Raw genomic sequence first — 20,422 nt, 5'->3', positions numbered from 1 at the left:
CCCCCTGCGACGGCGCCGGCCGGCGCGCGACCCGCGCCCGGACCCACGCCGCCGGTCCCCGCTCGGTGGCTCTCGGACATGCCTCGCCTCCCTTGGTGTGCTCACTACTGCGAGGGGCGGAGGGGGTCCGAATGTGACACCCGACGGGCCGGATGTGACGTATGTCTCAGGGTGCTTCTCCGGCGTCACACCCGTCGGCGGGAGCGCCCTCTTGAACGCGAGTTCGCAGCTCCGGCACAAGGAGACACACATCGTGTTCAAGAAATGGCACGGCAACCCATGGGCGATCCTCGTCACGCTCTCCCTGGGGTTCTTCATGACCCTCCTCGACCTGACGATCGTGAACATCGCGATCCCCGACATGGGCCAGGACCTGGACGCCTCCCTCGACGAGATCCTGTGGGTCGTCAACGCCTACACCCTCGCGCTGGCCGTCCTGCTGATCACCGCGGGCCGGCTCGGCGATCTGCGCGGCAAGCGGAATCTGTTCATGGCGGGCGTCGCCGTGTTCACGCTCGCCAGCCTGGCCTGCGGCCTCGCGCAGGACCCCACCCGACTGATCGCCTTCCGCGCGGTCCAGGGGCTGGGCGCGGCGCTGCTCATGCCACAGACCCTGTCGATCATCACGGAGGTGTTCCCGGCCGACCGGCGGGGCGCCGCGATGGGTGTCTGGGGCGCCGTCGCGGGAATCTCCGGTGCGCTCGGACCGATCATCGGGGGAGCGCTCATCACCCGGCTCGACTGGCGTTGGATCTTCTTCGTCAATCTGCCGCTCGGGGTGCTCGTCCTGGCCCTCGCCGCCGCGGTCCTTCCCGCTTCCCGCCGCACCGTGCGCCATCGCTTCGACACCTCCGGCGTGCTGCTCGCCTCAAGTGCCCTGTTCTGTCTGGCCTTCGGCCTGACGGAGGGACAGCGCTACGACTGGAACGGCTGGATCCGGTCACTGTTCGGCGCGGCGGCGGTGCTCTTCGCCGGCTTCCTGCTGCACGAGCGCGGCCGACAGACCCGTGACCCCCTCGTGCCGTTCTCGCTCTTCAAGGACCGCAATTTCACGCTCGTCAACCTGGTGGGCATCACGGTGTCCTTCGGCGTCATCGGGTTGTTCCTGCCGCTGACGATCTACCTCCAGTCGGTGCTGGGCTTCAGCGCGCTCAGGTCCGGCCTCGTGCTGCTGCCCCTGGCCCTCGGCTCGTTCGTGACGGCAGGCCCCGCCGGTGTCCTCGCCGACAGGATCGGCGGCAAGTTCATCCTGATGGCCGGCCTGCTGGCCTGGGCCGCCGCGCTGCTGTGGATCGTGGCGGTGGCGGACGCCGGGTCCGGCTGGACGGCGGTCGCCTTTCCGCTCCTCCTGGCCGGGCTGGGGGCCGGCTGCACCTTCACGCCGATGGCCACGGAGGTCATGCGCAACGTCCCGGTCCGGTTGTCCGGAGCCGCCTCGGGCGTCAACAACGCGCTGCGCCAGGTGGGTTCCGTGCTCGCGGGCGCCGTCGTCGGCGCCGTGCTCCAGGCGCAGCTCGCGTCCTCGCTCACCGACCAGGCCCGCCGGCGCGCCGGACAGCTCCCCGCGCCCTACCGGGACGGCTTCGTCGCCGCCTTCTCCGGGGCGGAGTCCGACGTCGGCGCCCGGCAGTCGGCCGCTGCCCCGTCCGGTGTGCCGCACGACGTCGCCGACCGCATGCGGTCGCTCGGCGGTCAGGTCTTCGGCCACGGCTTCGTCGACGCGATGGGCCCCGCCCTCCTGGTCGCCGCCGGAGTCCTGCTGAGCGGTGCGCTCGCCTGCCTGGCCGTACGCCGGCATCGCGGGCCGTCCGCCAACCCGCACGCCCTTCCCATGTACGAGCCCGAACTGGAGGAAGCCACCTCATGACCATCGACCTCACCGTGATGTACGCCGCCCACGACGCCTTCCGGCGCGACCTGGAGCGGCTCGGCAAGGCGGCCGCGGACGGCTCCGCCTTCTCGCCGCCGGTCCGGGCCGGCTGGGAGAACTTCAGGAAGCAGCTGCACATCCACCACACGGCCGAGGACAGCGACCTGTGGCCGCGCGTGCAGCGCAAGGTCGAGGGACGCCCCGAGGATCTCGCGCTCCTCGCGGAGATGGAGGCGGAGCACGGCCGGCTGGACCCGCAGCTCGCCGCCGTGGACGCTGCCCTGAGGGACCACCTGGACGAACTTCCGGAACTCGTCCGGGCGTTGACCATCACCCTCGACGATCACCTGGCACACGAGGAGAGGAGTGCTCTGCCTCTCGTCCAGGAGGTGCTGACCCCCGCCGACTGGAGCGCCTTCACCGGGCGCATCCGTGAGACGCAAGGTCTGCGCGGGGCTGCCCTCTTCGTGCCCTGGATCGTCGACGGCGCCCCGCCCGCCGACCGCGCCGCCTTCTTCGGCGCCATGCCGCCACCGGTGCGTGTCCTCAACCGCCTTTTCTGGGAGGCCGGTTACCGCAGGCGCGGGCTGTGGCAGACCTGACCGGGCGGTGTGCCGACCGCGTACCACGGGTGCGGACGGGCTCCGGCTCCCGAGCCGGCGGGGGCCGGACGGACGTGGGCTCCCTCCGGCCACCGGCCGCCGCGGGGCGCGGTCCGCGCGCCGAGCGTCCGCAGTGCCGCCGCAGCGTGCCGGGCGGCCGCGTGCGTCGGCGGCGCCCCGTGCGGGCCGGCAGCGTGGCCGGCAGGGTCCGTGCTCGACGGGCACCCCGTGTCCGGGTGGGCCCGTGGCCGGCGCGCCGCGTGTCTGGGGGCACCTGCCCGACGGGCCCATGGTCGGGAGTTCGAGCCTGGGCGGTCCATGCCAGGCTGCGCCCGTGCTCGGGGCCCTTGCCTGCATGCCCCGTACCCGGGGAGCCCTTGCTGCACGCCCCGTACCCGGGGAGCTCCGTACTCGGCAGGCCCTGCCCGGGTGAGTGCCTGGGCGGTCCCTGCCTGCGTCGCCGCGTGTCCGGGGGGCCGGTGCCTGCGTGGTCCCGGACTCGCCCTGCGTCCGGGCGGCCCGTGCCGCGGCGGGCCGCCCGGCAGGCTCTCGCCGGGGCGGCCCCGCGCCCCGGTGCTCCGCTTCTCGCGGGTCCGATTCCTTTCGTGGTCGAGCCTGGTCCGTCTGTGCAGGACCGTCCGGGTTCCCGGCGGTCCGGCCGCCGGCCCCGGGTCCGTCATCCGGACGGAGCCGGGCCCGCCGACGGGCCGGCCCTTCGAACAGGAGCAACCCCATGAACGCGAACCCCGCCGTACTCGGCGACCAGCTCGCCCGCGCCGCCCGCGGGCTGCTGGCCCACGCCGGGCGGCCCGCACTCGACGGAAAGCGCGAACTGCCCACACCCTGCGCCGACTTCGACGTCCATCGGCTCGGCGAACACCTCCTCGGCACGCTCGTCATGGGCGAGCACGCCGCGGCGAAGGAGCCGGTGCCCGCCGACGCGCCGACGACGCTGAACCAGCCGCCCTGGGTGGTGTTCCCGCCGCTCGTCGACCGGCTCGTCGCCGCCTGGAGCGAGCCGGATGCCTGGCAGGGTGACACGCCCTTCGGCCCGGACACCTGCCCCGCCCCGTTCGCCGGGATGATCACCACCATGGAGCTGACGGTGCACGGCTGGGACCTGGCGACCGCCACCGGTCAACCCTTCGCCGCGGACGACGACGTGATCGCCACCGCGACGGCCGTCGCCACGCGGATCGCCGACGGTGCCCGCGCCGGCGGAGCTTTCGGCCCCGAGGTCGAGGCCGCCCCCGACGCGACGCCACTGGAGCGGCTGCTCGCCCTCACGGGGCGGAAGGCCGCCTGAACGACCCGGCGCCCGCCCCGACGACCTCACGGGCGGGCGCCCGACGGAGCCGGGACGGCCGGCAGGCGGCCACGTCGACGCCGTGGACGGGACACGCGAGGACGGCCCGCTGCGCGTCGTTCCGGTGCCCTGCGGGTACCGCTGCTCATGGCTTCTGACCAGCGGATATTTACGAGTAAGTACCCGCGCGGTACCGTGATGGCATGCCAGCTCTCAACGTGGAGTTCAGCGACCGCGAGCTAGAGGACCTGCGGCAGATCGCCAAGGAACGCGGTACGTCGATGAAGGCCCTCGTACGGGAGGCCGCCGCGGCCGACATCGTGCGGCACCGGGCGCTCCAGGAGGGCGCGGAGGTGTTCCGCCGCTTCTTCGCCGCGCACGCGGACGAGTTCGCCGCGGCCTTTCCCGAGGACGAGCCCCCCGCCCGGCGTGAGGGACGGGTCGCCTGACCGATGGCACCCGTCATCCACATCGACGTGCCCTGGCTGCTCCAGCGTCACGAAGAGGTCCTGCCCGACCAGCCCACGGTCAACGACTTCTCCGCGCTCGTCGCCGCCGTCGCCCGGCACCGCGTGGACCCGCCCCGCCTCGGCGTCGACTCCGACCCGGCCTGGCGGGCCGCGGCGCTGCTGCACACCTTGGCGCTGCTCAAGCCACTGCCGGCCGCCAACGCCCGCTTCGCCTGCTCGGCGGCGGTGGCGTACATGTTCGTCAGCGGCGTCGGCATCGACCCGCCCTACGGCGCGCTCGTCGATCTCACCCGCGACCTCATCTCCGGCAAGGCCGACGTCTACGGCGCGGCCGACCGCCTCCGCTCCTGGCAGATCTGAGACTCCGGTACCGGAGGGGGGCGCGGGGCCGGTGCCGCCGCCCGGTCCGGGCCCCGCCCTCGGGGCCGCCGACCGAGGGCGGGAGGATCGGGGCCGGCGGCCGGTTTCGCGCGGGAGAGCCGCCGTCCTGCGCGGGGCCTCCGAGAAGGGCCGATTCCAGTGGACTACGGAGTTCCGCGCGTCGGGAGCGTGCGAGGGGCTCCGGCGCGTGCGCCCGGTTCACACGGGGCGCGTCGCATTTCGAATGCCGGTGCGAGCGGGGCGAGTTGCCGCAGGATCTGACTTTATTTCAATGAGCCTGATGTTGCCCAAGTGCCTTGTTGGCCGTGAGCGTGTTGTGCGAGGGTGAACTCCCTGCGCCGGGCCAATGGCCGGGTCTGAACCGCTGTTCGCCATTCCGGGTCGTCGGCGGGCTCGAAAAGCCCCTGACCGGCGGTCGTCGTACGGCCTTCCGTCCTCGCCGTTTTCCCGACGCACCGTCAAAAAGGTATGCACCGACCAGCCCTCCTTTTCGGCGGTCCGGAATTCTGTGTGCCACCTTGCACCTCGGAAGGAACCCGCTCCGTGCGCACCCCCCACCCCCCTCGTCCCCCTTATCCGCCCGGTGGCGTTCCCGGTGAATCCGACGAGAGTCTCGCCGCCCGGCTGAGAGGCGCGGCGCAGGACGCCGCCGCCCACCCCGTCGCCCTGCTGATGGCCCGGCACTGGCAGTCGGCGTACGACTACGCGGTCATCTGCCTCGCCTCCTCGGCACCCGCCGCCTCCATGGTGGCGGCGATCTCCTTCCACCGGGCGCTCGACCGGCTCGGGGAAGGCGACTCCGCGATCGCCCTGCGGCCCGAACTCCTCGTGGACGTACGCGACACCGTCAGGGAGTGGTCCGCGGACGACCGGATAACCGGTGTTCTGCCGGACCTGGGGAAACCCGCGGGGGGCCGCGGCATGCGCGCCGCGAAGTCCATGACGGCCGAAAATCGCAAGCTGGCGGAGCGTGCTTTCCATACTCTGCCGGGACTGTCCCGGTGCCTTCTGTGGCACACCGAGGTCGAGGCGGAACCCATATCCGTACCGGCCGGTCTGTCGGGCATGGACACCGACATCGCGTCGGCCGCCCTGGAGCAGGCCCGCGAGCAATTCCGTGAGGGCTGTGTACGCGCCCACCGGGAACTCGCGCCCAGCAAGGAATGCGGCTTCTACAACCGCCTCCTCGACGTGCCGATCCGCCGGGGCGGCGCCTTGCTTCCCGATGTCCGGCAGCATCTGGCGGAGTGCTCGTACTGCCGGCACGCGGCGGAACAACTCGGCCATTTCGAGAGCGGGTTGGGATCGCTGATCGCCGAGGCCGTGCTCGGCTGGGGCGCACAGCGCTATCTCGACTCACGCCCCGGGCGTGCGGGACAGCGCTTGCGCCCCCGTGGTGGTACCCCCTTCGGCGGACGGCTTCCGGGGAGCGGCGGGCGTACCGGTGGCGGGGGCCGCCGCGGCGACGGGTACGGCGCGGACGGACGGCCCACAACCGGCGGGCGTCAGGGCGGCGGTGGGCGGCACCGCCTGCTGGGACAGTTCCCCACCCCGGGCCGCGGGGCGGCCCGGCCGGGCGAGGCCCCTCCCAAGGCCCTGCTGACCGGCGCCGGACTGTCGGCCGTCCTCCTCGCGACCGTCCTCGCGGCCGGTCTGTGGCCGCACGACGAGGGCGGTGCCGACCCCACGGCCTCCACGGGCGCCGGCAGCAGCCACAGCCTGTCCGAGGCCCCCGGCTCCCGGACCCCGCCCGCCGCCTCGTCGCCCCCCACCTCGGCGGGACTGCCGACGGGCGCCGAGCAGACCCGGCTGCGCAACCTCGCCGCCGACCTGTGCCTGGACATCAGGGGCGGCAGCGCGAAGCCCGGCGCCGAGACCGAACTCGCGGTGTGCTCGTCGGCCTGGACCCAGCAATGGTCGTACGAGTACGACGGACTGCTGCGCAGCATCGCCGATCCCGGGCTGTGCCTGGACTCGCACGCAGACAACGGTGTCGTCCTGCTGCAGCGCTGCGTCGCCGAGAACGCGGCGCGCGGCAAGGACATGCGCTACGACCTCACCGTGCAGGGCGAGTTGCTGCCCCGCCGACGCGACGGACTCGCCGTCACGCCGGCGTCGGACGACCCCGACACCGACGTCGTCGTCAAGGTCCGCGACGGGTCCGACGAGCAGCGCTGGCGCACCGACCCCCCGTCGGACCGCCCCAAGTCGCTGTCGGTCGTGGGCACGTCCGGGCCGTCCGCCCCGCCCGCGAGCGACGGGCCCACGGCCGAGGACACTCCCGCGCGGCCGGGCGAGGAACAAGGCGAGCCGTCCGTCGAGGTGCCGGCCGACCCCGGGCCCACCGCGGCGGAGCCCTACCAGGAGCCGCGCGCCGTGGCCGTCGGCGACGGTGACGGTCTCGACGACGCGAACCCGCAGACCGTGCTGCCCCTCGGCCTGTCCGGACTCGTCGACGACACAGGGCTCCAGGACCGGGAGGCCGTGGCCGCGACCGCACCGTGAGAGCGGCGGCGCGACGGCACCACGAGGGCGCGGCGCGACGCCACGGTGAGGCGCGGCGTGCGCCACGGTGAGGCGCGGCGTGACGCCGACGCCAGGCCGTGGCGCGCCGGCCCCGTGCCGGATCCCGCGCCGCGGCCCCACGGCGCCCGGGCGTCAGCTCTACGAGACGACGTCCCGGGGCGGCTTGCCCGCCACGAAGTCGGCCGCGTTCTGGACGGCCGCCAACGCGATCCGCACCAGCGTCTCGCGCGTGACACCGGCGACGTGCGGGGAGAGCACCACGTTCGGCGCCTTCAGCAGGCGCAGGGCCGGGGTGGGCGGTTCGGGGTCGAACACGTCGAGGCCCGCCCCGGCCAGGGCGCCCGCCTCCAGCGCGTCCGCGAGGGCGTCCTGGTCGATCAGGGCACCCCGCGCGGTGTTCACGACGAACGCCGTCGGCTTGAGCAGCGCCAGCCGCTCGGCGTTGAGCAGGTGCCGGGTCTCGTCGGTCAGGGGCGCGTGCAACGTGACGTAGTCCGAGGTCCGCAGCAGTTCCTCGAGCCCGACGTGGCGGGCCCCGCCGAGCCGGGCCGCGGTCTCCGCGTCGATCGGCCGCGGACCCGCGTACACGATGGTCATGTCGAAGGCGACCGCGCGGCGGGCGACCTCCTCGCCGATGTGCCCGAGCCCGACGATGCCGAGCGTCTTCCCGGACAGCTCGGTGATCGACTGCTGGAGCCGCGGCAGGGCCCAGTCGGCCTCGACGAGGGCGGTGTGCGCGGGGACGAGCTGCTTGGCGAGGGCGAGCATCAGGGCGAAGGTCTGCTCGGCCACGTTCTGCCTCTCGGCACCGCTGGAGCCGATGTTGCAGACCGGGACTCCCTTGGCGCGCGCCGCGTCCAGGTCGACGTAGTCGAAGCCGTGGCTGGCACACTGGATCAGCTCCAGGGCCGGTGCGGCGGCGATGTGCTCGGCGGTCACCGGGGCCAGACCGGTGATGACGACATGTGCCTCGCGCAGCGCGACGGGGTCCTCGTCGGTGGCCTCCACCACGGTCACCCGGGCCTCGCCGGGGAAGACGCCGGCGAGCGCGGCGCCCGCCGTCCGTCCGCCCACGTGCGGCGAGACGACGGCGAGGACGTTCTTCGGGTCGGTCATGGGCTGTCCTCGGTCAGGTCGTCGGGGCCGACGGTGTCCGGGCGGGCGTGCCCGGACAGGGCGAGTGTCAGGTCGAACTCGGCGAGCAGGCAGCGGATGACGTGCTCCACGCCCGCCTGCCCGTCGAGGCCCAGCCCGTAGGCGTACGGGCGGCCGACGAGCACGGCCCGCGCACCGAGCGCGAGCGCCTTGAAGACATCGTCGCCCGTGCGGACGCCGCTGTCGAACAGGACGGTCAGCCGGTCGCCCACCGCTTCCACGACACGGGGCAGCGCGTCGGCGGCGGCCACCGACCCCGCCACCTGCCGGCCGCCGTGGTTGGAGACGACCACGCCGTCCATCCCCGCATCGGCCGCGAGGCGTGCGTCGTCCGGGTGCAGGATGCCCTTGAGGACGATCGGACCGTCCCAGTTCTCACGCAGGAAGGCCAGGTCGGGCCAGGTCTTGCCGGGGTCCGCGAACATGCCCACGAAGTGCATCACGGCCGCGTTCGGATCCTCGTGGACCGGCTTCGCCAGACCCGCCCGGAACGCCGGGTCGGAGAAGTAGTTGGCGGTGCCCACGCCGTGCAGGAACGGCAGGTAGGCCTGATCGAGGTCGCGCGGCCGCCAGGCCAGCAGGGGGGTGTCGAGGGTGACGAGCAGCGCGGTGAACCCCGAGGCCTTGGCCCGGTCCAGGAAGCTGCGGGTGACCTCCCGGTCCTTCGCCCAGTACAGCTGGAACCACCGCTCCCCGTCGCCCATCGCCTCCGCGACCTGCTCCATGGGCGTGCTGGAGGCCGACGACAGGATGTACGGGACGCCCTGCGCCGCGGCGGCACGCGCGGCGGCCGGCTCGGCGCCCGGATGCATGATCGACAGGACGCCCACCGGCGCGAGCGCCAGCGGCGCGGGCAGCGCGCGGCCCAGCACCTCCACGGACAGGTCGCGCTCGTGCACGTCACGCAGCATGCGCGGCACGATCCGGCGCCGGTCCAGGGCCTCCCGGTTGGCGCGTGCGGTACTGCCGCTGCCCGCGCTGCCCGCCACGTAGCCGACCGGACCGGGACCGAGGCGCTGCTCGGTGAGCTCCTCCAGCCGGGTCAGATCGGTGGGCAGCCGGGGTACGGCACCCGTCATTCCGTTCAGATAGATCTCGTACTGGAAGTCGGCCCAATGCTTCGCCATCCGTACGTCCCGCCTCTCGTCCCTGAGACCGCGCTGTACGCCGACGATCCTTGCGACTGTGACAAGGTCCGTCCACCATGGTGCGCACATCGTGCGACTGGGATTATCACCAGGTGACAAACAGCAGGGCGAACCCCGGCTCCGGTCCCGTGCCGAGGGCCGGGTCCGAAGGGCGGCCGGACGCCGCGACGGGCGGGTCCCCCGCGGCCCGGGCCCGGGTCCGGCGCGACATGGTCGCCGATCCGAAGGTCGTGGAGGCGGTCGTCGCGGCCGTCCACGCGCAGGTCCCGGTGTACGCGGCGCTGGACGACAGCCGGCTTCCGGAGGTCCGCGCCATCGCGGCCTGGGGCGTGGACAGACTGCTCCACCTGTGGGTGACCGAAGGCGCCCTGGAACCCGCCGACCTGCGGCGCTTTCGCGGCATCGCGGCGGCCCGCGCGGCGGACGGGCGTCCCGTCCAGGCGGTGCTGCGTGCCTACCGCGTCGCGGCGACGGTTCTCACGGACGAGATCGCGGCCCGCGCTCCGGGGCTGGCGGCGGCCGACGCGTTCGCGCTCGCCCGCATGCTGCTGACCGCTCTGGACACACTCTCCGAGGAGATGGCCACGGCCTACGCCGTGACCAGCGAGGACCTCGCGGGGGACCGCGACCGGGCCCTGCGGCTGCTGCTCGACGACCTGATCGCCGGACGGCACGCCTCGGCGGGCGCGCTGACGGACCGGTCGGCCCGGCTCGGCGTCCAGCTCCCCGAGCCCTACTGCCTGCTGGTCGCGGAGACACAGGACCCGGGCGGCCCGGACCTGTCCTACGAGGCGGCGACGGGACTGCTCGACGAACTCGGTGACACGGGCACCTCACTGTCCACGATCCGCGGCTCCCGCGCCGTACTGATGTTCTCCGCCGCGGCCGTCGGCCGGGCGGGGGCCCTGCTGGCGCGCCGGGCCTGGCGCGGCTGCGCCGTCACCGGCGAGGGCCTGGACCGGGTCGCCGTCGCCCACCGTCTGGCCGCCGACGCCCTGGACACCGCGCCCGCCCACGCCCACCGTCCCGGCGGCCTCCTCACGGACGCCGACGCACAGGTCCTGGCCCTACTCGCCGGCCATCCCGCGGCCGCCCCCGACCACATCGCCCGCCTGGTCCTCGGTCCGCTCACGGACCCGGACCAGCGGCACCTCCTGGTGGCGCTCACCGCGTACATCGACGCGGGTTCGGCGAGCGCCGCGGCCCGCGCCCTGCACCTGCATCCGCAGTCCCTGCGCTACCGCCTGCGGCGCATCCGGGAACTGACGGCCCGTGACCCCCGGGATCCCTGGCACCGGCTGACCCTCGACGTCGCGCGCACCGTCGTGGCGCCGCGGACCTGAGCCGGGGAGCGGCGCGCGCCGGCGAGCAGGGCCGGCGCGCGGGGCGGTGCGGTCAGCCGACGCGGGCGACCGCTCGCACCGGAGCCCCGTCGGCCGCGGGCAGCCGCAGCGGAAAGAGGAAGACCTCGACCTCCCGCGCGCCCACCAGCCGCTCCAGGCCGGTGAGGTTCTCCGCGATGACCCCTCCCGCACCGCACAGGACGCGATGGGCCGGGAGCCCGAAGTCCGCGGGGGGATCGCCGGGCCGGGGTGTGGCGTCGACGCTGAGCGCGTCGACGGCCACGGTGCGGACGCCCGCCTCCACCATCGCCTCGGCCGCCGCCGGGGTCAGCCACGGATGGTCCAGATATCCGGCCGTGCCCCAGTGCGCCGACCATCCGGTGACGAGCAGCAGGATCGAGCCGGGCTCCAGGCGTAGCCGGCTGAGTGCGGGCGTGAGCAGCTCCGGGGTGATCGGTGACCGGGCCGGAAGGCGCCGGACGTCGGCCACGACGGCGCGGCCGCCGAACCGGTCCAGCGGCAGCGCGTCGAGCGTGGGCCACGCGTCGTCGACGTGGTACGGCGCGTCCACGTGCGTCCCGGACTGCGACCCCATGTGCAGGCGCTGGACGTTGACGCCGTCCCGCGAGGCGTGCAGGGCCTGCGAGACCTCGACCTCCGGGTCACCGGGATACACGGGCATCCCGGTGACCAGAGGGACGGACAGGTCCAGCCAGCTCCCCATCAGCGGCTCTCGCCGGCGAGGGCAGGCGCCGGGTCGGCCGCCTCCGCGCCGGGCCCGGTGATCGGCGGCACCGGGGCGTCGACGGTACGGGCGAACCGCGCACCCTCGGGTCCGTACACGGCCCTGGGCTCGGGGAAGATCCGCAGCAGGGCCAGGAAGAGCACCGCGGCCACGGCCAGGGACAGCGGCAGGCTGATGTCGACGCCGTTCGCCAGGTCGCCGAGCGGGCCGACGAACTGGCCGGGGATGTTGGTGAAGAGCACGCCGACCACCGCGGCGACCCACCAGGCCGTCATGCCACGCCAGTTCCAGCCGTGCGCGAACCAGTAGCGGCCGCCGCGCTGACGGCGGTTGAAGACCTGGAGCGCGTCGGGGTCGTACCAGCCCCGCCGGGTGTGGAAGCCGAGGATCATCACGACCATCCACGGGGTGGTGCACGTGATGATCATCGTGGCGAAGGTCGAGATCGACTGCACCAGGTCGAACCCGAAGCGGCCGATGAAGATGAAGGCGATGGAGAGCGCGCCGACCAGGAACGTCGCCTGGACCCGCGACAGCCGCGGGAACACCGACGAGAAGTCGAGCCCGGTGCCGTACAGGGACGTCGTGCCCGTCGACATGCCGCCGATCAGCGCGAGCAGACAGACCGGCAGGAAGAACCAGCTCGGTGAGATGGCGAGCAGTCCGCCCACGAAGTCCGGGGCTGCCGGGTCGACGTACTTCGGCGCCTTGGTCGCGATGATGGAGGCGGTGGCGAGTCCGAAGACGAACGGCAGCAGGGTAGCGAGCTGGGAGAGGAAGGCGGCACCTATGACCTTGCGGCGCGGGGTGTCCGCCGGGATGTAGCGCGACCAGTCGCCGAGGAAGGCGCCGAACGACACCGGGTTCGACAGCACGATCAGCGCCGCACCGATGAAGGAGGGCCAGAACAGCGCCTGCGTCGCCGAGTCGGCCGAGGACGTGAACACACCCGCGTACGACGGATCGAAGTCACCGGCGAAGGCGATCGCGCCGACCAGGAACAGCACGGTCGCCGAGGTCACCGCGATCTTGTTGACGAACAGCATGAAGCGGAAGCCGTACACGCACACCGCGAGCACCAGACCGCCGAAGAGCGCGTAGGCGACGGAGTACGAGAGCGTGCTGCGCTCCAGGCCGAACAGCCGGTGCGCGCCGCCGACCAGGGCGTCGCCGGAGCTCCACACGGAGATGGAGAAGAACGCGACGGCCGTCAGCAGCGACAGGAACGAGCCGACGACGCGCCCGTGCACGCCGAGGTGGGCGGACGAGGCGACCGCGTTGTTCGTGCCGTTCGCCGGCCCGAACACCGCCATCGGGCAGAGGATCAGCGCACCGACGACCACGCCGAGGAGCGTCGCGGCGAGCCCTTGCCAGAAGGAGAGCCCGAAGAGGATGGGGAAGGCCCCGAGGACGCAGGTGGAGAAGGTGTTCGCACCGCCGAAGGCGACCCGGAACAGGTCGAGCGGCGTCGCGGTGCGGTCCGCGTCGGGGATGCGCTCGACACCGTAGGTCTCGACCTCGGTGAGGGACGGCGGGGGAGTGGTCGGGGAGTTGTCGGACAAGAGTGCTCCAGCGAAGTGCCTGTACCCGGACGGGCGGTGGAGCGCGTTGTGGCGCGGTGGGAGGAAGGCCGGTGGCCGCCGCTGGGGTGTGCGGCGTGAGGGGACGCCTTCCTTGAAGGGGTGTGCCGACGCTACGGCGGCCTGTCAAGTGCACACCAGTGGGCGAACCATCCATCCCCCACGGACGCCGTGGATCATTCGTCCACGCCGTGCCGGCCGCCGCCGGGAGGGGGAGAGGCATGGGGTCCGGATCGGCCGGGCGGGTCCTCGCCGTGCGCGGCGAGCCATCCGTGCCAGTGGTGGACGGCGACCGTGATCACCGGGCCGTCCGGCGGCCGGCCGCGGTACTGGGCGTACTTCTCCCGCAGCGCGGCGACCGCCGTTGCGTACGTCTCCCGCGCACCGCCCTGCGGTGCGGCGGGCGGCACGACGCGCGCCTCGCCGTCAGCCCGGACCCACCAAAGGCGGCTCCAGTCCTCGTCGAACACGTCCACGAGCAGACAGACGGCCGGGTGCGCCGCGATGTTGCGCAGCCGCTTCAGCCGCGGGGACCTCTTGGGCTTCCCGTCGACCGCGGTGACGATCTCGTCGCCCAGTACGGCGAACACGACCGGCACCAGGTGCGGGCGCCCCTCGGCGTCCACGGTGGCCAGCCGTGCCACCCGCGCGGTGAGGAAGCGGCGTCGCGCCTCCGTCTCGTCCATGTCCGGCACGGTGAGCCTCCGGTCCTTCCTGCCGGGCGTGCCGGCGATCCCCGACGTGCGGTCGGCGTCCGGACGAGCCCTCGGCCGGAACGGCCAAAACGGCCGAAACGGCCGGAGCGCTGCCGTCCGGTTGTGTCCGCTCCCAGTGTGGCGCGACGGCCGGGAGGAGAGGCCGTCCGTGCGCCGGAGGAGGGAGAACCGGTCACTCGTCGTCGGTGGTGGTGTCCCCCGGTTCGGCGTCCGGGCCCTGCGCCCGCACGCGCTGCACGTGCTCCAGCGACTCGCGCAGTTCCGTGAGCCAGTCGTCGGTGTGGCGCTGCACCAGGCGCACGCACCAGGCGAGGGCGTCGCTCCGGCTGCGGGCGACCCCGGCGGCGACCAGGGTGTCCAGGACCTGGCGCTCGGGCTGGCGCAGCCGCGTCATGACCGGTGCCGCGACGTGCGTGAACAGGGCGCGCGTGGTGCCGCACTCCACGCCCCAGGACACCTTCTTGCGGAACCGGTGCTCCGCCTCGCGCGCCACCGCGATCCGTTCCTCGCGGGTGCGCTCCCTGAATTCCTGGACGCGTGCCTCGACGGCCGCCTCCTTCTCGGCCTCCGATGCGCCGTCGCCGAGCCGGGGTTCGGGGATGCGGCCGACGACCGTGATCTCCTCGCGGTCGACCGTGACCTCCACGAGGCTCTCGAAGAGATCGTCGGGCAGGCGGCCGGCGAACCAGCCGCGCAGCTTGTCGCGTTGCTCCGATGTAATCATGTAATCACCATTACTCCGCGGGCAAAATCGGGCAAGGGGGTCCGCTCGAAGTCCGCTGTGGGCTGAAGGCGTGCTCGGTACGTGGCTCCGCCGGGGGTGCGCACGGAGGCGCCGCGGGAGCCCGGCGCGGGGTGAAGCGGAATGTTTCAGGCCTATTGCCGAGCCACGGAAATCTGGCCATGAGGGCCCGGCGGACGATCAACGGTGGCTCAATTCCGGGGCCCGGGCGTTCGAATTCCGTAACTTCGCGCCACTGTTTCAATACTCAAAGTTACCGAAACGCATGGGGTCGATGTGTGTTTCTCGTGAGGACTCGGCAGACTCGCGCTCGCCGAACCGGCACCCGACCGAGCCGGTTTCGCATTCGATCGAGCGGAAGGATGCACACAATGCCGAACACCGCGCGTTGGGCAGCGACTCTCACTCTGACGGCCACCGCCGTCTGCGGACCCGTCGTCGGTTCCGCCCACGCCGCCCCCGCCGCCGGCCCGTCCGGGCTCTACGCCCCGTCGGCCCTGGTGCTCACCACGGGCCACGGCACCGCCGCGGCCACCGTCACACCGGAGCGGGCCGTCACCCTGAACTGCGCCCCGACGGCCTCCGGCACCCATCCCGCCGCCGTGCAGGCCTGCGCCGAACTGCGCGGCGCCGGCGGCGATCCGGGCGCGCTGACGCTCAGAGACGGCGTCTTCTGTACCAGGCAGTACGACCCCGTGGTGGTCACGGTCGAGGGTGTCTGGCAGGGCAAGCGCGTCTCCTACGAACGCACCTTCGCCAACGAGTGCGTGAAGAACTCCTACGGGACGACCGTCTTCACGTTCTGAGAGACCGGGATCGCGAAGTCCCCGTGAAGAGCGACCGAGGTCCGTGACTGGGGAGTGCGGGCCACGTCGCGGGGACACCACGCGATTTCGCACCGAGGGTCGGCCGGACGGAGTGGGGCCGTCGGCCGGCCCTCGGCATTTGCATGCCCAGGGTCCTTTTCCCCCATGGCTCGCCGGCCGGACTTCCTCGCATCCGTCCCCCAGACATCCCCTCGCCTCCATGCCTGTGACGCGTGCTCACCCGGGGTCGTGCCACGCACCGGGCCGGGGCCACCAGCCGGGCACCGCCCGCCGGTAGCGCTCGTAGTCCGCGCCGAACCGCGCCGTCAGCGCCGGTTCCTCGTACCACCGGGCGAAAGCCGCCATCACCAGCCATGCGATCGCCCCGTACGTCAGGAGGAGCGGTCGCGCGAGCAGCAGGGCCTGCCCGAGGATCGCGGCGACGACCGCCACGTACATCGGGTTGCGGACGTACCGGTACAGCCCGCCCACGACCAGGTGCTCGGGAGGCGCGACCGGCGCCGGGGTGCCGAGACCCTCGCGGACGAAGCGGCCGAAGGCGGTCAGCAGCACGTACGCGCCCGCGGCCAGCGGCAGCAGGCCGAGCGCGCGCACCGGCGGCCACCAGTGACCGGGCCGCCAACCGGTCAGCCACCAGGGGATCAGGACGGCCACGGTGCCCGGCACGAGTGCCAGGAAGAGCGAACTGCCGGCCGCCGCCGCGGATCTGCGCATGCACCCACCATGGCTCCGCGGCCGCGCCCGGGGAAGCCGCTGCGCCGCACGGCGCAGCCCCGTCACCGGTCCGAGTCGCCCGGGATGCCGGCACGGACGCGACACCGTAGCGGTGGAGCATGCGTGCACTGGGCGAGCTGGACGAGCGGCTGTTCACACGGGTGGCGTGGGCGCGGATGCCGGGAGCCGATCCGGTGCTGCGGCGGCTGAGCCACTCCGCCGACCACGGAGTGCTCTGGTTCGGCACGGCGGCCGGGCTCGCGGCGGCCGGCGGTCGCACCGCCCGGCGTGCGGCCCTGCGGGGCGTCGGCGCGCTCGCGCTCGCCTCGCTCACCGTCAACACGGTCGTGAAGTGGAGCACCCGCCGACCCCGGCCGCTGCTCGATCTGGTGCCGACGGTCCGTCACCTGCGCATCCAGCCGCACACCACGTCCTTCCCGTCCGGGCACTCCGCCTCCGCCGCGGCTTTCGCCACCGGGGTCGCCCTGGAGTCCACGCGGTACGGCGCCCTGGTCGCGCCCTGCGCGGCCGCGGTCGCCTTCTCCCGTGTCTACGTGGGCGTGCACTATCCCGGGGACGTGCTGGCCGGGGTGGCGATCGGCGTCGGCGCCGCGGCGCTCACCTGCCGCTGGTGGCCGCCTCGACAGGTCGTCCCGGGCAGACAGCGGCCCGTCGCCGACGCGCCCGCGCTGCCCCGGGGCGAGGGGCTGGTCGTGTTCGTCAACAGCGGGGCCGGCGCCGCCCCCGCCACCTCCCCGCCCCCGGCCGAACGGCTGCGCGCGCTGCTTCCCGGGGCCGAGCTGATCGAGCGGGGCCCCGACGACGATTTCGCCGCACTGCTCGCCGAGGCCGTCGGCCGGGCCGCGGAGAGCGGGGGAGCCCTCGGCGTCTGCGGCGGGGACGGCAGCGTCAACGCCGCCGCCCGCGCGGCGGCCGAACGGGGCCTCGCGCTCGCGGTGTTCCCCGGCGGAACCCTCAACCACTTCGCCCAGGACCTCGGGGTGCCGGACTACGAGGACACCGCGGACGCCGTGGTCCGGGGCGAGGCGGTGTCCGTGGACATCGGTGTGGCGCGCTCGGCCGACGGCGAGGACGTGCGGTTCCTCAACACCTTCAGCATCGGCCTGTACCCCGAACTCGTCCGGATGCGTGAGCGTGCGCAGGAGCGGTGGGGCAAGTGGCCCGCCGCCGCGTTCGCGCTGGTCAGGGTGTTGCGCACCGCGACCCCCGTCGAGCTGAGCCTCAACGGCCGTCCGCGCCGTCTGTGGCTGCTGTTCGCGGGCAACGGACGCTACGTCCCCGAGGGCTTCGCCCCGTCCTACAGGCCGCGGCTCGACGACGGACTGCTCGACCTGCGCGTGGTGGACGGCGACCACCGTCTCGCCCGCACCCGCGTCGTCGTCTCCGCGCTCGCCGGGGCCCTGCACCGCTCCCGGGTCTACGGCGCGGAGCAGGTCCCCTGGGTGCGACTGGAGAACGTCACGGGTACCGACTCCCTCGCGTACGACGGTGAAATCGCGTCGGCCGAGGCGTCGTTGAGTCTGGAGAAGGAACCCGGCGCGCTCGTGGTGTACCGGCCCGCGGTGTCGCACGACGAAGCGGCGCGGCAGGCGCGGCCCGCCGCCGGGACGGCCGTCCCGGGGCGGACGGGCGAGGGGCCGCCGTCTCCCTGCTGACGGCGGCCCCTCGGACCGGGGGTGATCGGTCCGCGACCGATCACATGTGGACGACCGGTGCGGCGTCCGGGTCTTGTTCCAGCTTGCCGCGCCGGTAGAGCAGGAAGGCGATGACGGCGCCCGCCACGAAGAATCCGGCCGACCACCAGAAAGCGGTGGTGTAGCTCTCGATCGTCGACCTGGCCTGGACCAGCTTGTCGGTGGCGTCCTTGCCGGACAGGTAGTTCGTCGCGGCGCTCGCGGCGAGCGTGTTCAGCAGGGCCGTGCCGATCGAACCACCCACCTGCTGCATGGTGTTGACCGTGGCGGAGGCGACTCCCGCGTCCTCCGGGGCGATCCCGCTGGTGGCCAGCGACATGGCGGGCGGCATCACCATGCCGAGGCCCGCGCCGATCAGCAGCAGCTGAGGCAGGACCGCGGTCGAGAAGGACGAGCCGATGCCGATGCCGGTGAGCCAGGCCATGCCGAGCGCGGCGAGCGCGAAGCCGGCGGGGATGACGGCCTTCGGGCCGATGCGCGGCACCAGCACCGTCGTGGAGACCTGGGCCATGACCATCAGGGCAGCCATCATCGGCAGGAACGCCACACCGGTCTTCGTCGGGCTGAAGCCCAGGTTCAGCTGGAGGTAGTAGGTGAGGAAGAGGAACACGCCGAACATGCCGGCACCGGTGATGAGCACGGTGATGAACGACGCGGCACGGTTGCGGTCGAGCAGGACGCGCATCGGCAGCAGCGGGTGCTCGGCGACGTTCTGCCGGCGGACGAACGCGGCCAGCAGGACCACGCCCGCGGCCAGGAAGCCCCAGGTGGCGGGCGAGCTCCAGTCGTGTGTCTCGGCGTTGGAGAAGCCGTAGACCAGCGAGAAGAGACCGGAGGAGACCAGCAGGGTGCCCGGCAGGTCGAGCTTGGATCCGGCCGCGTCGCGGTGGTTGCCCAGCAGCACCCAGCCGCCGGCGAAGGCGACGACCGCGAAGACGAGGTTGACGAACAGGGTCCAGCGCCAGTCGAGCGTGTCGGTGAGGACACCGCCGAGCAGCAGGCCCACCGCGCCGCCGGCGCCGGCGATGGCGCCGTACACGCTGAACGCCTTGGCGCGTTCCTTGGCGTCGGTGAACGTCGTGTTCAGCAGCGAGAGCGCGGCGGGCGCGAGGAGTGCGCCGAAGACTCCCTGCAGGGCGCGGGCGGTGACGAGCATCCCGAAGCTGGTCGCCGCGCCACCGAGCACGGAGGCGGCGGCGAAGCCGGCGACGCCGATGAGGAAGGCGGGCTTGCGGCCGAAGAGGTCCGCGATGCGTCCGCCGAGCAGCAGCAGGGAGGCGAAGGCCAGGGAGTAGGCGGTGACGATCCACTGCCGGTTGCCGTCCGAGAAGCCGAGGTCGGCCTGGGCCGACGGCAGGGCGATGTTCACGATGGTCGCGTCGAGCACCACCATCAGCTGCGCGATGCCGGTGATCGCGAGGATCCACCAGCGCCGGTTCGAGGAGGGCGCGGGCGGTGCTTCCACGGCACCCGCGCGGGTGCCGTCGGCCACGGTCTGAGACATGGGAGAACACTCCGGGGAAGGTCGCTCAGGGATGAGTGCACTAAACGAAACGGTTTCGTACACATCGACATCCAGAGATTAGACCCCGTCGAGCGAAACGGCAACGTTTCGCTAAGTGACCTGAATCGCCCTCGTATGCCTTGACCGGCATATAACCAAGGGGGCATATTGAGCTCATGTCCGAGGCATCCCTGTGGGCCGCGCTCGCCGACCCGCATCGGCGTGCCATCGTGGCGCTCCTCCTGGAGCGCCCGCGCGCCGTCGGTGAGATCGTCGAGGCCTGCGGTCTGAGCCAGCCCAGCACCTCCAAGCACCTTCGGGTGCTCCGCGACGCCGGGCTCGTGCGGGCGCGCCAGGACGCGCAACGCCGTGTCTACGCCCTCGACCCCGCCCCGATGGCCGAACTCGACGCCTGGCTCGCCCCGTACCGCACCCTGTGGAACGAGCGCCTCGACGCCCTGGGCCGGCGCCTGGACGCCGCGGCGGGGGAGCCACCGGACGACCACGACATCCCCTCCCCGAAGGACTGACCGCCATGTCCGCCGAGCGCACCGGCACCTACCTCACCCTGGACGACGGGCGCCCCGCCGTCCGCTTCAGCAGGACCTACGACCACCCCGTCGACCGGGTCTGGCAGTTCGTGACCGACCCCGACGAACTGGCCCAGTGGTTCCCCTCCCGCGCCGAGTTCGAGCTGTGGCCGGGCGGCACCGTCACCTTCAGCGGCGACCCCAACACGGCGGACTCGCAGGGCCGCGTCCTCGCCGTCGACCCGCCCCGGCACCTCTCCTTCGCCTGGGGCGGCGACGAACTGCGCTTCGACCTCGAAGCCCTGGACGACGAGCGCACCCGCTTCACGCTCACCGACGTCCTCGGAGCCGCTGACACCGCCGCGCGCAACGGGGCCGGCTGGGAGGTGTGTCTCGCCGCCCTCGACACGAAGGCCCGCGGCGAACACCCCGAGGGCCCGCACACCGGGGCCGGAGCACCCTGGAAGGAGTTCTACCGCGGCTACCTCGAGGCCGGGGTCCCCTCCGGCGCACCCGTTCCGGGGCTCGACTGAACAGGCGGGCCGCCA

The 20,422-nt window shown here is 73.2% G+C and carries 19 protein-coding genes; 11 read left to right on the top strand and 8 right to left on the bottom strand.

Features of this window, described 5'->3' with window-relative positions; genetic code table 11:
* Positions 1 to 253: 253 nt before the first annotated feature.
* The 6 genes from ACZ4IF_RS21145 to ACZ4IF_RS21120 all read left to right on the top strand — a co-directional run bounded on the left by ACZ4IF_RS21145 (position 254) and on the right by ACZ4IF_RS21120 (position 7,134).
* Positions 254 to 1,867 (top strand): MFS transporter, encoded by a 1,614-nt coding sequence (locus tag ACZ4IF_RS21145; RefSeq protein WP_467564909.1) that lies wholly within the window; start codon positions 254 to 256, stop codon positions 1,865 to 1,867.
* Positions 1,864 to 2,472 (top strand): hemerythrin domain-containing protein, encoded by a 609-nt coding sequence (locus ACZ4IF_RS21140; RefSeq protein WP_467564907.1) that lies wholly within the window; start codon positions 1,864 to 1,866, stop codon positions 2,470 to 2,472. Before ACZ4IF_RS21145 ends, ACZ4IF_RS21140 begins: the two co-directional genes overlap by 4 nt.
* 733 nt (positions 2,473 to 3,205) lie before the next feature.
* On the top strand, positions 3,206 to 3,778 hold the full coding sequence (locus tag ACZ4IF_RS21135; protein ID WP_467564905.1) for a TIGR03086 family metal-binding protein: 573 nt from the start codon (positions 3,206 to 3,208) through the stop codon (positions 3,776 to 3,778).
* A gap of 203 nt (positions 3,779 to 3,981) precedes the next feature.
* Entirely contained in the window at positions 3,982 to 4,227 is a 246-nt protein-coding gene (locus ACZ4IF_RS21130) for a hypothetical protein (RefSeq protein WP_345652476.1), read from the top strand.
* Between the two features lie 3 nt (positions 4,228 to 4,230).
* On the top strand, positions 4,231 to 4,608 hold the full coding sequence (locus tag ACZ4IF_RS21125) for a toxin Doc (protein WP_345652473.1): 378 nt from the start codon (positions 4,231 to 4,233) through the stop codon (positions 4,606 to 4,608).
* Positions 4,609 to 5,172: 564 nt separating this feature from the next.
* A complete protein-coding gene (locus tag ACZ4IF_RS21120) occupies positions 5,173 to 7,134 on the top strand; it encodes an RICIN domain-containing protein (protein ID WP_467564902.1) in 1,962 nt (653 codons plus the stop codon).
* A 159-nt stretch (positions 7,135 to 7,293) separates the two neighbouring features.
* Here ACZ4IF_RS21120 and ACZ4IF_RS21115 read toward each other — a convergent pair whose 3' ends face one another.
* On the bottom strand, positions 7,294 to 8,271 hold the full coding sequence (locus ACZ4IF_RS21115; protein WP_467564900.1) for a 2-hydroxyacid dehydrogenase: 978 nt from the start codon (positions 8,269 to 8,271) through the stop codon (positions 7,294 to 7,296).
* Positions 8,268 to 9,437 (bottom strand): lactate 2-monooxygenase, encoded by a 1,170-nt coding sequence (locus ACZ4IF_RS21110; protein ID WP_467564898.1) that lies wholly within the window; start codon positions 9,435 to 9,437, stop codon positions 8,268 to 8,270. Before ACZ4IF_RS21110 ends, ACZ4IF_RS21115 begins: the two co-directional genes overlap by 4 nt.
* A 113-nt stretch (positions 9,438 to 9,550) precedes the next feature.
* Between ACZ4IF_RS21110 and ACZ4IF_RS21105 the strand changes: the two genes are divergently transcribed.
* The gene (locus ACZ4IF_RS21105) at positions 9,551 to 10,801 is read left to right on the top strand and encodes a PucR family transcriptional regulator (protein WP_467564896.1); all 1,251 of its coding nucleotides are present in this window, start codon (positions 9,551 to 9,553) and stop codon (positions 10,799 to 10,801) included.
* Between the two features lie 52 nt (positions 10,802 to 10,853).
* On the opposite strand, the gene ACZ4IF_RS21100 is transcribed toward ACZ4IF_RS21105, so the two are convergent.
* From ACZ4IF_RS21100 to ACZ4IF_RS21085, 4 genes are all read right to left on the bottom strand, one after another.
* A complete protein-coding gene (locus ACZ4IF_RS21100; RefSeq protein ID WP_467564895.1) occupies positions 10,854 to 11,525 on the bottom strand; it encodes a cyclase family protein in 672 nt (223 codons plus the stop codon).
* Entirely contained in the window at positions 11,525 to 13,108 is a 1,584-nt protein-coding gene (locus tag ACZ4IF_RS21095; RefSeq protein ID WP_467564893.1) for a purine-cytosine permease family protein, read from the bottom strand. The genes ACZ4IF_RS21100 and ACZ4IF_RS21095 overlap by 1 nt, the downstream gene beginning before the upstream one ends.
* A 194-nt stretch (positions 13,109 to 13,302) precedes the next feature.
* Positions 13,303 to 13,812, bottom strand: coding sequence for a TIGR03668 family PPOX class F420-dependent oxidoreductase (locus ACZ4IF_RS21090; protein ID WP_467564891.1), 510 nt, complete (start codon positions 13,810 to 13,812; stop codon positions 13,303 to 13,305).
* A gap of 202 nt (positions 13,813 to 14,014) precedes the next feature.
* The gene (locus ACZ4IF_RS21085; protein ID WP_467564889.1) at positions 14,015 to 14,566 is read right to left on the bottom strand and encodes a hypothetical protein; all 552 of its coding nucleotides are present in this window, start codon (positions 14,564 to 14,566) and stop codon (positions 14,015 to 14,017) included.
* Positions 14,567 to 14,955: 389 nt separating this feature from the next.
* Here ACZ4IF_RS21085 and ACZ4IF_RS21080 point away from each other — a divergent pair, with 389 nt between their 5' ends.
* A complete protein-coding gene (locus ACZ4IF_RS21080; protein WP_359499695.1) occupies positions 14,956 to 15,390 on the top strand; it encodes a protease inhibitor in 435 nt (144 codons plus the stop codon).
* 237 nt (positions 15,391 to 15,627) lie between these two features.
* On the opposite strand, the gene ACZ4IF_RS21075 is transcribed toward ACZ4IF_RS21080, so the two are convergent.
* Positions 15,628 to 16,125, bottom strand: a complete 498-nt coding sequence (locus tag ACZ4IF_RS21075) for a methyltransferase family protein (protein WP_467564887.1) — start codon at positions 16,123 to 16,125, stop codon at positions 15,628 to 15,630.
* Between the two features lie 119 nt (positions 16,126 to 16,244).
* On the opposite strand from ACZ4IF_RS21075, the gene ACZ4IF_RS21070 reads away from it, so the two are divergent.
* Positions 16,245 to 17,801 carry a phosphatase PAP2 family protein gene (locus ACZ4IF_RS21070; RefSeq protein ID WP_467564885.1) on the top strand — a complete coding sequence of 519 codons (1,557 nt, stop codon included), beginning with the start codon at positions 16,245 to 16,247 and terminating at the stop codon, positions 17,799 to 17,801.
* 40 nt (positions 17,802 to 17,841) lie between these two features.
* Here the strand turns inward: ACZ4IF_RS21070 and ACZ4IF_RS21065 are convergent, their stop codons facing one another.
* Positions 17,842 to 19,344: an MFS transporter gene (locus tag ACZ4IF_RS21065; RefSeq protein WP_467564883.1), complete on the bottom strand. Its 1,503-nt coding sequence runs from the start codon at positions 19,342 to 19,344 to the stop codon at positions 17,842 to 17,844.
* Between the two features lie 176 nt (positions 19,345 to 19,520).
* Here ACZ4IF_RS21065 and ACZ4IF_RS21060 point away from each other — a divergent pair, with 176 nt between their 5' ends.
* On the top strand, positions 19,521 to 19,874 hold the full coding sequence (locus tag ACZ4IF_RS21060) for an ArsR/SmtB family transcription factor (RefSeq protein ID WP_467564881.1): 354 nt from the start codon (positions 19,521 to 19,523) through the stop codon (positions 19,872 to 19,874).
* 5 nt (positions 19,875 to 19,879) lie between these two features.
* Complete coding sequence (locus tag ACZ4IF_RS21055) at positions 19,880 to 20,407, top strand: SRPBCC family protein (protein ID WP_467564879.1); 528 nt, start codon at positions 19,880 to 19,882, stop codon at positions 20,405 to 20,407.
* Positions 20,408 to 20,422 lie beyond the last annotated feature (15 nt).

The sequence above is a fragment of the Streptomyces sp. NPDC025784 genome (genome assembly GCF_055558435.1).
This window is presented reverse-complemented; position numbering and strand designations above follow the sequence as displayed.